General features: G+C 44.6%; 13 protein-coding genes. 5 read left to right on the top strand and 8 right to left on the bottom strand.

The annotated features are described in order from the left end of the window. Positions 1 to 16 precede the first annotated feature (16 nt). From BG260_RS05135 to BG260_RS05120, 4 genes are all read right to left on the bottom strand, one after another. Positions 17 to 724, bottom strand: coding sequence for an RsmE family RNA methyltransferase (locus BG260_RS05135; RefSeq protein ID WP_069130892.1), 708 nt, complete (start codon positions 722 to 724; stop codon positions 17 to 19). After that, positions 721 to 930: a (2Fe-2S)-binding protein gene (locus BG260_RS05130; protein ID WP_069130891.1), complete on the bottom strand. Its 210-nt coding sequence runs from the start codon at positions 928 to 930 to the stop codon at positions 721 to 723. The genes BG260_RS05135 and BG260_RS05130 overlap by 4 nt, the downstream gene beginning before the upstream one ends. Positions 931 to 950: 20 nt before the next feature. Then, positions 951 to 2,159: a 2'-deoxycytidine 5'-triphosphate deaminase gene (locus BG260_RS05125; RefSeq protein WP_069130909.1), complete on the bottom strand. Its 1,209-nt coding sequence runs from the start codon at positions 2,157 to 2,159 to the stop codon at positions 951 to 953. A 257-nt stretch (positions 2,160 to 2,416) separates the two neighbouring features. Further along, positions 2,417 to 3,982 carry a cryptochrome/photolyase family protein gene (locus tag BG260_RS05120; RefSeq protein ID WP_069130890.1) on the bottom strand — a complete coding sequence of 522 codons (1,566 nt, stop codon included), beginning with the start codon at positions 3,980 to 3,982 and terminating at the stop codon, positions 2,417 to 2,419. A 131-nt stretch (positions 3,983 to 4,113) separates the two neighbouring features. Here BG260_RS05120 and BG260_RS05115 point away from each other — a divergent pair, with 131 nt between their 5' ends. From BG260_RS05115 to BG260_RS05095, 5 genes are all read left to right on the top strand, one after another. Beyond that, the gene (locus BG260_RS05115; protein ID WP_069130889.1) at positions 4,114 to 4,491 is read left to right on the top strand and encodes a BlaI/MecI/CopY family transcriptional regulator; all 378 of its coding nucleotides are present in this window, start codon (positions 4,114 to 4,116) and stop codon (positions 4,489 to 4,491) included. 3 nt (positions 4,492 to 4,494) lie between these two features. After that, on the top strand, positions 4,495 to 6,471 hold the full coding sequence (locus BG260_RS05110; RefSeq protein WP_069130888.1) for a TonB family protein: 1,977 nt from the start codon (positions 4,495 to 4,497) through the stop codon (positions 6,469 to 6,471). A 181-nt stretch (positions 6,472 to 6,652) separates the two neighbouring features. After that, entirely contained in the window at positions 6,653 to 7,285 is a 633-nt protein-coding gene (locus BG260_RS05105; RefSeq protein WP_408005550.1) for an energy transducer TonB, read from the top strand. A gap of 140 nt (positions 7,286 to 7,425) precedes the next feature. Then, on the top strand, positions 7,426 to 7,608 hold the full coding sequence (locus BG260_RS05100; RefSeq protein ID WP_069130886.1) for a PspC domain-containing protein: 183 nt from the start codon (positions 7,426 to 7,428) through the stop codon (positions 7,606 to 7,608). A gap of 66 nt (positions 7,609 to 7,674) precedes the next feature. Continuing rightward, positions 7,675 to 8,520, top strand: coding sequence for a hypothetical protein (locus BG260_RS05095; protein WP_069130885.1), 846 nt, complete (start codon positions 7,675 to 7,677; stop codon positions 8,518 to 8,520). Between the two features lie 8 nt (positions 8,521 to 8,528). On the opposite strand, the gene BG260_RS05090 is transcribed toward BG260_RS05095, so the two are convergent. From BG260_RS05090 to BG260_RS05075, 4 genes are all read right to left on the bottom strand, one after another. Next, entirely contained in the window at positions 8,529 to 9,380 is an 852-nt protein-coding gene (locus BG260_RS05090; protein WP_069130884.1) for an SDR family oxidoreductase, read from the bottom strand. Positions 9,381 to 9,598: 218 nt separating this feature from the next. Beyond that, complete coding sequence (locus BG260_RS05085) at positions 9,599 to 10,786, bottom strand: thiolase family protein (protein ID WP_069130883.1); 1,188 nt, start codon at positions 10,784 to 10,786, stop codon at positions 9,599 to 9,601. A 140-nt stretch (positions 10,787 to 10,926) separates the two neighbouring features. Next, on the bottom strand, positions 10,927 to 13,308 hold the full coding sequence (locus BG260_RS05080) for a 3-hydroxyacyl-CoA dehydrogenase/enoyl-CoA hydratase family protein (protein ID WP_069130882.1): 2,382 nt from the start codon (positions 13,306 to 13,308) through the stop codon (positions 10,927 to 10,929). Positions 13,309 to 13,433: 125 nt separating this feature from the next. Next, positions 13,434 to 14,661: AMP-dependent synthetase/ligase (locus BG260_RS05075; RefSeq protein ID WP_069130881.1), on the bottom strand; the 1,228-nt coding region annotated here is incomplete at its 5' end.

Below are 14,661 nucleotides of genomic sequence, written 5' to 3'. Positions count from 1 at the left end.
TTCAATAGCCTGTAGTTTACTGCAGGCTATTTTTATATCGGTCTACAATCGTGATGGCCGCGGTTTCCGTTCGAAGCCTTTTATTACCTAATGAAAAAGCAAATCCTCCCTTCCGGGCCAATAACTCTCTCTCTTTTTTTGAAAATCCACCCTCAGGCCCCACAACCAAGCTAACTCTATCTGTTCTATCTGCATCGTTCGATGGTTTTTTTGTCCCCTCCTTTGTCTCATCTGCATAAATAATCGTCAACTCTTCACCTATAAGGGATAGAGCCTGATCCAGATTTTCTGAAAAGTCTACTTGCGGCAAAAAAAGTCGAAGTGATTGCTTCATTGCTGATAGAACCGTTGCCTCCACCCTGTCCATCCTCACATTTCCCTTCTCACTATAATCTCCCCGGAAAATAATGATTCGATCGACACCCAATTCCGTTGATTTTTCAACTGCGAATTCCAATCGGTCACGTTTTTTAATTAATCCAAGAATCAGTGTAACGTGCGGTTTCGTCCTCACCTCCGTTTCTCGATCCTGAATGGTACAAACAACATCACGTTTTGTAATTTCTGAAATTTGGCATTGAAACCGGTTACCGACTCCATCTGTCACATATAAAATATCCCCCACATTTTTTCGAAGAACTTTTGAAGCATGTTTCGATTCCTGATCAACCAACCGAATACGGTCTCCAACAATGTTTTTGGGATCTGTGTAGAACTGATTCATCGTTTTGAAAACCTCACTGCCCCTCTGCTGAATTCTGTTTCGCCGGTTTCGAGCATCAGTTCAATGTAGGGTAAACACAGTTTACAGTTCGTGCATGCAATGTTTTGATCAGAAATCTCTTCGACTGTGGTAAGGTTTCGCTCTTCTGCAATTCTTTTCACTTCTGAAAATGAAATTTTGTGACAAATGCATCGATTAACTCCCATACTCGCTCCATCCTGATCTATTACTGTTTGAAATGCTTCCCCAATTTTAAACCCTGCCCCTGGTAATTACTCTTGATATCAGATCCGTATACAATATCAGGCAGTTCACTGTTTGGTTCAAACGTCATACTGCAAAAGGTTTGACCGTGTTCAATCAAAAATGGAACATCATGCGACCGAACTTCTAATACTGCACGAGCCCCGCCATCATCCACTGATCCGCCAAAGCCACTATCAAAAAATCCTGCATAATGTGTTCGAAGCTCTCCGGAACCAGTGTCGTAGGCAATCATTTCAGCAGCCAGATGCTTCGGAATTCTGCACCTCTCCTTTGAAGCAAATATGTAAAATGCTTCCGGTTCCAGAATCAGATGGTCTTCACTCGCTGCACGGATTGGTTCCCAAAAATCTGAAACTTCGTAATGATTGATCTTATCCAGATCGATCAAATCGCGATGCTTTTTCGCTTTATATCCTAAAATGTCGCTCTCATCTCCTTTAAGATTAACACTTAAAAAGAGTCCATTATTGACTTTCACATCATCCAACGGCATCGGTTCACCCGATTCATCAAACAGAAGCGGATCTCCGGAGTGAACACGAAGCAGATCCTGATCGGTTAAAACTGTATGGCCGTGACGAATTCGAAGCTGGTTCAATCGCTGTCCCGTTCGAACTTTGATCGGAAAAGATTTAGGTACAACCTCAAGATAGAGATTTCCTTCAAAACCGGGCTCTATCTCTTCAAACCGATGTGAGTAATCGGTAATAACCCGGGTAAAAATATCCAGACGCCCGGTTGTGCTTTTGGGATTCGCTTTCGCAGTCAAATTTTCTGCAGAAACCAGTCGAACTGTTTGATCGCCATTTCCATTAAATAATTTCTTTTGAGGCGAAAAATGTGAAGCAGGCATTTTCAGCTTTTCAAGCAGCGGAATAATGTAGACACAATTGGGCTCCAAAACGGCTCCATCTTCAATCGAAAAACTGTATTGATGGAGTTTGTCAATTTTCTGCTGAACCGTTTCATTTTCAGGCAAAAAACTGCTTCTTACCCGGTATGCTTTTTCTCCCAATCGAAGATCAATAGAGTTGGGCTGAAACTGATCACCCTGAATCGGATGGTTGTCCACACCCGATATTACACCGGCCTCCTTCAAAACTTTCAATTTTTGAATGGGTAAAATCCCTTTTGTCCGTAGTGATACTTCGCTAATGGTTTTGCTCATAATCATTCATTATTTAATGATGCGAAGTTAACAATTTATGATCGTTTTTGAAGGCTAATTTTCTCTTGTTAGAAATTATAGCATGATGTTTTTTGAGTCCAAATTTAAAATGTCCCATAGGGACAACATATGGGTAGAAATACCCATCGAACCTCAAATCCCCGCCGAACAGAGAGATTGGTTTGAACTGTTGATCTGAATTGAGGCGGAGAGCAAAATCTCATTTTTAACCAATCTCAAACAGATAAACTTACACTTTATCCTCTCTCAAGACTTAACAAAAATTTCTCCGTCGATTCCCGGATCTCCTTCTTTTGTTCATCCGATTTTTTATTATCAAACATATTGACCATAAAATTGACACGGCCGCTGTCGTTAAATGTGTCGCGCTGTTTATCCACAAAATTCCAATAGAGATAGTTAAAAGGACAAGCTTTCTCTCCTGTCTTCTTCGTCACGCTATATTCGCAGTGTTTGCAATAATCACTCATCTTATTGATATAATTTCCGCTAGATACATACGGTTTTGATGCCAGAACTCCACCATCTGCAAATGTACTCATACCGAGAACATTCGGCAGTTCCACCCACTCATACGCGGCTGCATAAGCAGTCAGAAACCACTGCTCCAATTCACGCGGATCGGTTTCAGTGAGATTACTGAAGTTACTCAGTATCATCAGCCTTTGAATGTGGTGAGAATAAGCCTGATCAATCACCGGTGTCAGACTCTCCTCCATGCATTTCATCTTGGTTTCTCCGGTCCAGTACATGGATGGCAATCTGTTTTCAAAACCAAAATGATTGGTTTCCCTCACATCCGGCATCATCGCTTCGTAATAGATGCGAATATATTCCCGCCACCCGATAATTTGGCGTATCAATCCCTCAACGGAGTTCAGGCGAGCTTCACCTTGCTGATATCGATCCAACGCTGCTTCACAAACTTCTTTGGGCATCAATAGCCCGTTATTCATGTAGATCGAAAGTTGTGAATGAAACAGTGTGTGATTTCCCAATTTCAGGGCATCCTCATACGGACCAAACTTATCCAGTCTCTCTTCTATAAACTGATCCAGCAGTTCCAATGCCTGCTCACGGGTTACGGCATATCCAAATTCATCCGTATGCCCAAAACTGTCCGGAAAATAGTTATTCACCATATTGATCACTTCTTTCGTGATTTCATCCGGTTCAAACCGTTTGATATCCGGTACGGGGTGGTTCTTCGGCAGCTTCTCTCGGTTCTGATCATCATAATTCCACTCTCCGCCTTCAGGCTCATCGCCGTTCATCAGGTAGCCTGTCTTGCGGCGCATCTCCCTGTAGAAATACTCCATCCGATAGCCCGGCTCAATATTCTCTTTCCAATCGTCAGGATCAGCCAGAAAAAAACCGTTTGGAATCTCCTCCACCCTGCCTTCAAATTGGCTGGCTACTTTTCGTATTCTCTCCCTGGAATCCCACTCAGAAGGAGTCATGAATGTAAATTTTCCATCAAAATCTGATAGTATACTTTTCAGACCATCATCAAAATAACCGGGTGTAGAGTGATAAAGCACATCAAATCCCTTCTCTGCACACTCCAATGCAAAATGGCGCATACTGCTTAGTATATACACCGCTTTTTTCTTGTGATGTGGAACTTCTCTCCCCTTCTCACCACTCTCCATAAAAATGAGCAGCGGTTTCTTTTTCTTAACCCATTCAGGCCAGGCATCCAGGTTGAGCTGATCGTGAAGAATAAATACCGCACTGTCAAATTCTTTTAAATCGGGCTTATCTATTGTCCGGTCAATGCTTTGAAGATAAGGTCGGGACATATGTACTGTTTTTTTGAATTCCAGAATGTTGATAGCACAATTTTTATTAAAAAATCATTTCCCTCTTGCAATTCTCTACTTTTACTACTTATTTAGTACTGAAGTAATCGTATGAACTTAATCCCACTTATATGCGAAGATCATTGACACCCCTTGGAGAAACTGAAATGGAAATTTTACACCACGTCTGGGAATTGGGAGAGGCTTCTGTTGCCGACGTGCGTGAGAGAATGCTTGAATACCGCAAGGTTGCCTACACAACCGTCATGACCATCATGAAAAATCTGGCCGACAAGGAGTTTTTGAAATACCGCAAAGAGGGATTGAGCTATATTTACAGCGCAGCCATCAACCCGGATGAAGTTCGCGGAAACCTGGTTCATGAAATAGTTGATAAAGTATTTAAAGGGTCGAGCAAAGATTTAGTACAGGCACTGGTTCAGAATGAAGATCTCTCGGCCGAAGAGCGGCAGGAAATTAAAGCCATGATCGACAAGCTTGAGGACTAACCCATGGATATCCTGATTCTACAAATCGCAGATCTGGCTGAATCCATTTTTGATGCAATCTGGCTACCGCTAATAATTTGGACCGTACTCACTACGGTTGTCTGGAGTGGTTTGCGCCTGATGAATAACATCCACCCGGTGTATCAATACCATACCAGGATGGCTCTGATCTTTTCGCTTCCCGCCGGTCTCTTTGCTTTAGTTGCAGTTAATAGAATTGCCGAATGGATCTCTACATCGGCAACTGAGGCCACACTGAAAGTGATTATGCTTTCCAGCCCGGTTGATATGACGATTATTCCAGACGAGTCTGCCGGACTTCCGATCATCTCTATCATTCAGGCTGCACTTTTTACAGTATTCATACTGGGTATGATCTACTTCATCTCCCGGATTTTTATGCACAGCTACAATTTAAAAAAATTGCGAAGCAGCTGTTCATTCAAGCCGATCAAAGAGCTTGAACATTTGAGCGCGAATAATATTGGTTTGGCACTGGCTACCGGTAAAGATGTTCAGATCACATTTTTAGACTCAGATATCATCCCGGTCACGTTTGGTTTCCGAAATCCGGTTATTCTGATTCCCGCATCACTGAAGCAACAGCCTGAAAAAATGAATCTGGCTATTCGTCACGAGCTTACACACATTTCGCAGCACGACTTCTTCTCTCACATGATGGTCATCATCACCAAGGCGTTCTTCTGGTTCCATCCACTGGTACACATCCTTAAGCGTGAACTGATCGACTATCGTGAAATGAGATGCGACAATATGGTTTTGAGTGAAACATCGATATCCAGAAAGGAGTACGCATCCCTTCTGCTTGAACTGATACCGATGCCCAATCTCAACAAAGATCTTTCCGTAAATATGGCTCAGGAATCATCTAACCTAAAAAAGAGGATCACAATGATTACTCAACAAACCAAAACTCAACAGATTCCGAAGTGGTCGAGCCTGCTTCTGCTTGGAATTGTCTTTTTAACCACAGCATTTGCCATGGCCTGCACCGACATGCAGACACAAACCGTGTTTGATGAGGAGGAGCTTGACCTGATGACCAATATCGACCGTACCGGCGAACAGGGTTACCATGAAATTATCATCTACATGAGTGAAGAAGAACAGGCGAACCGCCATGAGAGCAAACTTGAACAGCTGCGAATGCTTGAACCCGAACATATCGATGCCATTCAGATCTGGAAAGGTGAGCAAGCTGAAGAACGATTTGGCTCGCGCGGAGAAAAAGGTGTTATCCAGGTTCGAACCAAACTGGATGCGGAATCCTATAACAACACACTCAGGGCATTGGGTATGAACCCGGTTTCACCTGAATCACTAACTCCTCAAAACAGTGAATCTTCCCCTCAAGATGATTTCTTCGTCATTGTCGAAGAGATGCCGGAGCTGATTGGCGGGCTTGGTGAACTTCAACAGAAAATCCGCTATCCCGAAATGGCTCGTCGTGCCGGAATTGAGGGACGTGTTTATGTCCAGTTTATCGTGAATGAAAACGGAAATGTAGTGGATCCGCAGATCATTCGGGGTATCGGCGGCGGAGCGGATGAAGAGGCCCTTCGGGTGGTAAGTCAGGCAGAATTTAAACCTGGAATGCAGCGAGGCCGACCGGTACGTGTTCAATACTCACTACCTATATTCTTCAGGCTGGCAAATGATGAGGCGGTTGAATCGGGAGCGGGTCAAACCGGTACTGCTGAAGTAGAATCTCCGGCAGCAGTGGAAAAAAGAATGATAGTAGAAGTTCGAAATAATGACGGAAAACTTACAGGTAAAGTACTTGATAGCGAAACACGACAGCCACTTGCAGGTGCGAATATAAATCTGGCAGGGTCCAATGTGGGTGCATCCACGGATATGGATGGAAATTTTTCTATCGATGTTGATGGCTCCGGTGAGGTTGAGTTGATCTTCTCCTATATCGGTTACGAAAAAGCATCCTTGAGTATCACACGCTGAGCCATAGCGTGCGGATTGAAGAGTCGGTTTTCGACTCTTTTCAAAAGCGGAATCCTGACCGGGATTCCGCTTTTTTATTAATTGGGTTTTTCTATATTGCTGCTCCATCAAATCTTTTTTAATTATTACATACATGTTTTCAACTATTCGTTTGCAAGTCCTGTTCTCATTATTTGTTGTAATGATTATTTTACATTCCTGTGCATCCTCACAATCAGCAGCGGATACCGATTTAAATCAGCTCAATATTACTGTACAGGAGCCCAATTCTGAAAGTGAAAACTATATGTTGCAGCTAAGTGGGTTTTCAGGCTCAGACTCTGAGGAGTATACTGTTGCAATGTCTCGTTTAAATAACCATGAGTGGGATGATATTCTATCGATTGAAGAAATTGGAACTTCACAAGAGAGAACAATCCTGGCTGAAATTAAAAATGATCCTCAATCCTACAACAGGGTTTTATGGGCTCTGGGCCATGAACATTTCAAAAATCACGCCACTGACTATGAAACTCCACAACCTACACAAACTGACAAGGATAAAATGCCGGAACTGTTAGGGGGAATAGAAGCCGTTATGTCTGAGGTAAGATACCCGGATGCCTTGAACGGAATTGGGGGGCGTGTTATGGTACAAGTAGTCGTTACCCGTTTAGGGGAAGTGGAGGATCCTGTAATTGTTCAATCTCTTCATACTACCGCCGATCTTGAAGCGATTCGGGCTGTAGGCGAAATGAAATTTTCTCCCGGCATAATAGATGGACTGCCGATTAAGGTAAAATATACACTCCCCGTATTTTTTAGAGAGACATGATTTTTATAAACTTACCCACAGACGGTCTGATCTTTAAATTCTAAAACTTTCTCAAAAATAATTTCTGAACTTTTTGAAACCCTTTCTCTATCATTACGTAGCAAACACTAAAGACTATCTAAAATCTGAGTAGGATCATCATGCCGGCTAAACTAAGAAAATCACGTACCGATAAAATGATCGCAGGAGTTTGCGGTGGAATTGCAGAGTACCTCGGCTGGGACTCCACCATTGTTCGCATCATTTTTCTGATTTTGGTATTCTCATCGGTAGGAACCATGGTACTGTTCTATTTTATTTTAGCGCTCATAATGCCCGACTAAAAATAGATTTTGGAAATCTCTGCACCACAAAGCATCTTTATATTAAATTTGTAACAGTGGTGTACTATGAAAATTGCCATTATCGGTGACTCTTCAAGAGCTGAAGCCTGGGAAAAACACCTTCGAAAACTTGCAGCCATTCAGGAAGTTGTGCTCACCTCCTATGTGCGCAAAAAAGGTGATATAGACGGAGCCATACTGTTAGATAGCGGAGCAAAAGAGTTATCCGAACTTGAAGGGCTGATTAAGCTGGGAATCAACACCTATTTTATTTCTCATATTCCCAACAATGCTCCCGCTCTAGAAAAGCTCTATCTGTTATCACGTGAGGCCGATGTGCGGGTACAATTCAGCCACTGGCCAACACTTGCGCCGGCATCTATATGGATGCATCAACAGATGAGAAAACCCACTACCGTACTCATCAGAAAAGAGCTTCAATTATATCCTAACAGTACAAAGCAGGAGAATATTGATCACCACTGGATTGATGAAGTTGGATGGGCTATAAAATGGCTTGGAGGGAACGTACACCGAATTGAAGCAAAACAACTCTCTGTAGATAGTATTAAAGTTGGAGTCAGCATTACACTGAGATATGAGGATTCGTCAATTGTTTCAATTCAATTTTCAGCATTGGGGGAAAAGAATTTACACCACCGCACTATTTCTGATGGGTTGATAACCATCGATTGTGATGCAATCCATCAAAAAGTCAGGCTTTACCGGGAAAACAGCTACGGTAACATAAAATCAGAAAAGCGTGATTTTGACCCCAAAGTAACAGCTGAAAACTCTGTGCTGCAGTTCATCAAGGCTATACAGCTTAAAAAGGATACTCCATTCAGTGCTTATGATGCATATCAAACCACACTAATTTCTGACAAGATTTTCAAACAACTTGATAAATAGGAGTACATCTACTTCATTTTCTTCAGCATCTTAAACGCCATTTTCAGCTTTCCTCTCGACATCACCGAATCAATAAAATTAAACTGGCCCCCTGAAAGTTTTTCACCGCCGTCAATGGTCACCGTTTCACCCGTAATGTAGGGAGCCATATCACTCATCAAAAAAGAAGCCAGATTAGCCAATTCTTCATGCTCGCCATAGCGCCCCGCCGGTATTTTTTCGAGATATTTTTTTTCAAATTTCTTGTTTGGAAAAAGTCTTGTCCATGCGCCTTCGGTTGGAAAGGGACCCGGTGCAATGGCGTTCACCCGAATTCCGTAGGTTCCCCACTCGTAAGCCAGCGAACGCGTCATTGCCAGAACTCCCGCTTTTCCGCAGGCTGAGGGCAACACAAAAGCCGAACCGGCATCTTCGGCATAGGTAGTCACGATGTTCAGAATATTACCCTCTTTCTTGTTATCGATCAGGTAGTTGCCAAAATGGTGCGTGCAATTAAAACTACCATGAAGTACAATATCTACAATAACCTTGAATCCCCCGGGTGAAAGATCTTCGGAAGCACTCAAAAAATTGCCCGCAGCATTATTCACGAGTCCGGTCATTTTCCCAAAGTCTTTAACGATTTGCCGTAACATCTCTCCCACCTCTTCATAATCCCGAACATCGCAGGAGTAATATCGCACATCGGTTCCGAACTCCTTCAAATCTTCGGTGGCTTTCTCCAGTTTCTTCTCCGTCCGACCACAGATGGCAATGTCGGCTCCCAGTTCTGCAAATTTTTTCGCCATGGAGAATCCAAGCCCGCTTCCGCCGCCTGTAATCAGTATAACTTCGTCTTTAAGTGTGTCTTCTTTGAACATGAAATTAGGTTTAAATGATTTGAAATTAATTTTAAGAGTGATCCAAATGTCCCCTCCTTTCCAAGGAGGGGATTTAGGGGTGGTTTAGCACTTTATTATTCAAATCACCATTATTCGTCTTCAGGCAGAAGATTTTCAACCACCCCCGCCCCTCCATGCGGAGGAGGGGAGAATTCATGCCCTTTCCAAATTCAAGACAAACGACTTATGACCCACAACTAAACCTTCTCAAAAATTCCTGCTGCGCCCATTCCTCCACCAATACACATGGTTACCATTCCAAATTGCTTATCAAGTCGGTGGAGGTCATGGAGAATCTGTGTGGTCAGTTTGGCGCCGGTGCAGCCAAGCGGGTGCCCCATCGCGATTGCACCTCCATTAATATTAACCTTTTCAGGATCGAGGCCGGCTTCGCGGATTACTGCAAGGGATTGTGCTGCAAACGCTTCATTGAGCTCAATCAGGTCGATGTCTTCCAACTTAATTCCTGTCTGCTTCAATACTTTCGGAATCGCCTCCACCGGTCCGATGCCCATGATTTCGGGAGCCACTCCGGCTACTGCAAATCCGTGATACTTGGCGATCGGTTTCAGACCGAGTTCATCAGCTTTTTTGCGGCTCATCACCAGCACGCCTGCAGCTGCATCGTTCATCTGTGAGGAGTTTCCTGCCGTGACACTTCCACCCTGTTTGAAAACGGGCCGCAAACCGCCAAGGGCTTCTAGATTTGTATCTTTTCTAGGTCCTTCATCCTGTTTGAAAGTAAATTTTTCCTCGGCAACTTCTCCATCAGCCGTGACGTATTTGTGGACCACATCAACCGGGGTGATCTGCTCCTCAAAATATCCCTCTTCCCACGCCTTAATCGCTTTTTGATGGCTTTCTAATGCAAACTGATCCTGATCCTCACGGCTCACTCCGTATTTGTCCGCTACATTCTCCGCTGTCAGCCCCATATTGATGTACACCTCAGGGCGTTTTTTCGTGAGTTCCGGATTGGGCTGAAACGAGATGCCGCCCATTGGCACCTGGCTCATGCTCTCCACCCCGCCGGCAATCATAATCTCCGCTCCGCCTGCCATAATCCGCTCCGCCGCCATGGCGATTGTCTGCAAGCCGGATGAACAGAACCGATTGATCGTCATTCCGGGAACTGAATCGGGCAATCCGCCCAGAAATACGGCCTGTCGGGCTACGTTCATCCCCTGTGATGCCTCAGGAAAGGCACATCCTACAATCACATCCTCAACCATCTCGGGTTTGACTGCCGGTGCCTCCTTCAAAAGATCTTTGATGATTTCTCCCATAAGCGAGTCCGGCCGTGTAAACCTCAGAGATCCCTTATTTGCCTTTCCGCAGGCGGTTCGTTTGGCGGAAACAATTACGATTTCGGTGTCTTTCTTCATTGTGATTATGTCTTTGAATTAAATTCTGTGTGGTTTTTCTCGCAGATGAGCGCTGAGGTTTGCGCAGATTTACGCAGAATCTTCTGCGAAACTCAGCGATTCATCCGCGTAACTCTGCGAGAACCCCTCAAATTTCAAGTTCAATTTCTGAGTGGTTTGCCGGTTTTTAACATATGCTCCATTCGTTTTTGTGTCCGCTCATCCTGGAAACACTCAAGGATCGCATCGCGCTCTAATTTTAGCACATACGATTCCGGGACTTCCTGGGCTTCACTCAGGTCTCCACCGGTCATAATTTCGGCCACCTTTCCGGCCAGTACTTTGTCGTAGGGTGATGCCCATTTGGCTTCGGTCATGATGTAGAGCGTTACTTCCAGCAAACTCATGCCTGTCTGACCCAGCAATTTAATCTTCGGTTCGGCAGGGGGGCGATATCCTGCATCGGCCATCGCCCTTGCCTGCTGTTTAGCGGTAGCGAGCAAGAGATCCCGGTTCATCACAATCATATCGATATCGCGGAGATAACCCAGCTTCTTCGCTTTGGGCGCACCGTCGGAGACTTTTGCCATTCCGATGGTTTTAAATGCATCCTTCAAATACGGAAGCGGATCTGCATCCTCATCTTCGTTCACCTTGTTCATGGCTCTCATCAGCAGTTCTTTGGTACCGCCGCCGGCCGGAATCAGCCCTACGCCAAGCTCCACAAGTCCGCAGTAGAGCTCGTGGTGCGCCACCACTTTGTCACAGTGCATCATAAACTCAACACCGCCACCGAAACAGCGCCCCGAAACGGCTCCAATCACCGGAAACGGCTGATATCTCAAACCAACGGCTACACGCTGGAAGTTTTCCACAGCCTCTTTCACTTTGTCAAAGTCACCACTCTGTAGTGCCTCACCCGCTTCACCAAGATTTGCTCCGTAGCTGAAATTCTCATGATCGTGGCCAATCACCATTGCGTCGAACTGTTCTTTTACAATTTCGGCGGCTTTGTCCACCGACTTCACCAATTCAAAACCGAGCGTCTGTTGCTTGGTGCGGAACTCAAAGAGCGCCACGCCTTCGCCCATATCATACAGGCCGGCACTCTTGTTGCCCCACACCTCTTTGCCGTCACGCTTCAGTGCAGCAACCGTGATGGCACCCTTAGCGGGTGGTGTCAACTCTTCCGCCTTGCCAGTGGCCAGATTGTACACGGTGCCGTCATCTTTATAAAATGACTTTCTTCCGCTTTCAAGCATCTTTTTCACAGACTTTGGAACATCCCGCCCCTCCTGTTCCATGCGTTTGACGGACTCCTCAACCCCAATCGTATCCCAGCGCTGGAATGGCCCGAGCTCCCAGTTGAAGCCCCACTGCATAGCACGGTCAATCGCTTCAACCGAATCCGTGATCTCAGGAATACGATTAGCGGAATAGAGCAATAGATCACAATGAATCTCCCACAAGAATTTTCCAGCCTTATCATCCCGGTTCACCAAAAATTTCAATCGGTCACCGGACGTTTTAAACTCCTTCTTCGCTTTTTCGGCTGATGCAAACTCTACATCCTGTTGTGGCTCATACTCAAGCGATTCTGGATCAATAACGTGATACTCGTTTCCCTTTTCCCCTTTCACTTTTTTATAAAATCCATGCCCCTTCTTGTTACCGTGAGCCCCTTCTTCAACCATCTTTTTGAAACCATGCGGTACTTTAAACAGCTCCCGGCGTTCATCATCCGGTACAGCGGGGTAAAGATTCTCTGCCACGTGATTCAGCACATCTAGCCCGGCCATATCAGCAGTTCGAAAGGTAGCCGCTTTAGAGTAGCCGGTGAGGGTTCCGGTCAAAAAATCGATCTCTTCAGCACGGAATGTTCCGTCAAAAAACCACGGCATGATAGATGCCATCGAAAATACCCCAATCCGGTTGGCGATGAAGTTCGGTGTGTCTTCGCATTGAACTACGCCTTTACCCAGAATTTTCTCACAAAAACTGGTCATGTATTCCGTTACCGCATCGTCCGTGCTTTCGGTTGGAATGATTTCCAGAAGCTTCATATAGCGGGGCGGATTGAAAAAGTGCGTTCCCAGAAAATGTGCTTTAAACTCATCCGATACGTCTTCACTGATATCAGAGATCGGAAGGCCTGAGGTGTTGGAGCTGACAATGGTGCCCGGCTTTCGCACGTTCTCCAGTTTGGCCATCATCTTTTTTTTGATATCCATCCGTTCCACAATCACCTCACAGATCCAGTCGGCATTGCCTGCCCACTCCAGGTTGTCCTCGAAGTTTCCGGGGGTGATCCGATCCGTCCAATCCGGATTGGCCAGAGGCGCCGGATTCATTTTGGTCAGTTTCTGAATGCTCTCTTCTACGATTTTATTTGGCCTGTCCGGATCGTCGGATTTCAAATCAAGCAGCTTTACCTTCAATCCGGCATTCACGCAGTGGGCAGCGATCTGACTCCCCATCACACCGGAACCGAGAATGAGAACATTTTGGATATTTTTAGTCTTGAGATTTGAGTCTTGAGTCATAGGAATAGTCTTGAGATGTTCGTCTTAAGTCGTGAGGTTTTCAATTTAATTTACAATTAGGCAATAGCATGAGTCATCAAACAAGCCCCAAATCTTCCTCAAGACTCAGGACTAACGACTCACGACTATTCATCGCCATACATCGATTCAATTTCCTCGCTGTACTTTTCTTTCACCACACTCCGCTTAACTTTCATAGTAGGCGTCAATTCACCGCTGTCAATAGAAAGCGCTTCCTCAAGCAGGACAAATTTTTTCACGCGTTCCCAGGGAGACAGAGTTTCATTTGTTTTATCTACTTCTTTTTGAATGAGCTCTCTTACTTTTTCATCTTCAGAGTACGGTTCATCCGGAGTGTAACCGGATCTTTTTAACCGTTTGATCACATTATCATACGCCGGAACTATCAAAGCTGAACAGAATTTTCTCTGATATCCAATCACAACAACCTGATCGATAAATCCACTGTTCAATAGTTTGTTCTCCACATTTTGCGGTGCAACATATTTACCCGTCGACAGCTTGAACATCGACTTTTTCCTGTCTGTTATGTAGAGATACCCGTCATCATCAACTTTTCCAACATCACCGGTTTTAAACCAACCCTCATCATCAAGAACTTCCTGAGTTTGATCAGGTAGTTTGTAGTACCCTTTCATCACGTTGGGTCCACGAACCAGGATCTCTTTGTCATCGGCAATTTTCACTTCAACATCTTCCAGAGGCTTACCGGATGTTCCAACCCTCATACTGCCGGGAGTTTGCACACTGATTACCGGAGACGTCTCCGTCAAACCATAGCCTTGCACGCAAATGATTCCAATGGCATTCATAAACCGAAAAACTTCCGGAGAAAGTGCAGCCCCCCCACTTACCACACCGGATAAATTGCCACCAAACATCTCCCTGATTTTACTATAAATCAGTTTGTCAGCAATTTTATGTTTGATTGCATCCAGGCCTTTCGGTGGATTTTCCGGATCGTACTCCTCCGTTCTGTAAATCGCCCAATAGTAGAGATTCTTTTTCAGACCGCTAAACTCTTGCCCTCTAACCTTTACGCCGGTTTGAACCTTCTCCAGCAATCGAGGTACGGTAGCAAAGAAGAACGGCTTCACATATGAAAAATCATCTTTGATCTCATCAATCGTTTCAATGAAAAATATTTCGCACCCCATGCAGATGTACATATATTCAATCATTCGTTCAAATACATGAGAAAGCGGTAAATAGGAGAGTACTCGTTCTCCCTCAAATCGTTTCGCATCAAAAGGGAGCCGATCCAGCGAATTCTGTACATTAGATGCGATATTATTATGAGTAAGCATCACACCTTTTGGCACACCTGTTGTT

It is taken from the genome of Rhodohalobacter halophilus (assembly GCF_001715195.1).
In the GTDB taxonomy this organism is placed as follows: domain Bacteria; phylum Bacteroidota; class Rhodothermia; order Balneolales; family Balneolaceae; genus Rhodohalobacter; species Rhodohalobacter halophilus.
Note: the sequence above shows the minus strand (reverse complement) of the source record. Positions and strands in the feature narration are given on the sequence as shown.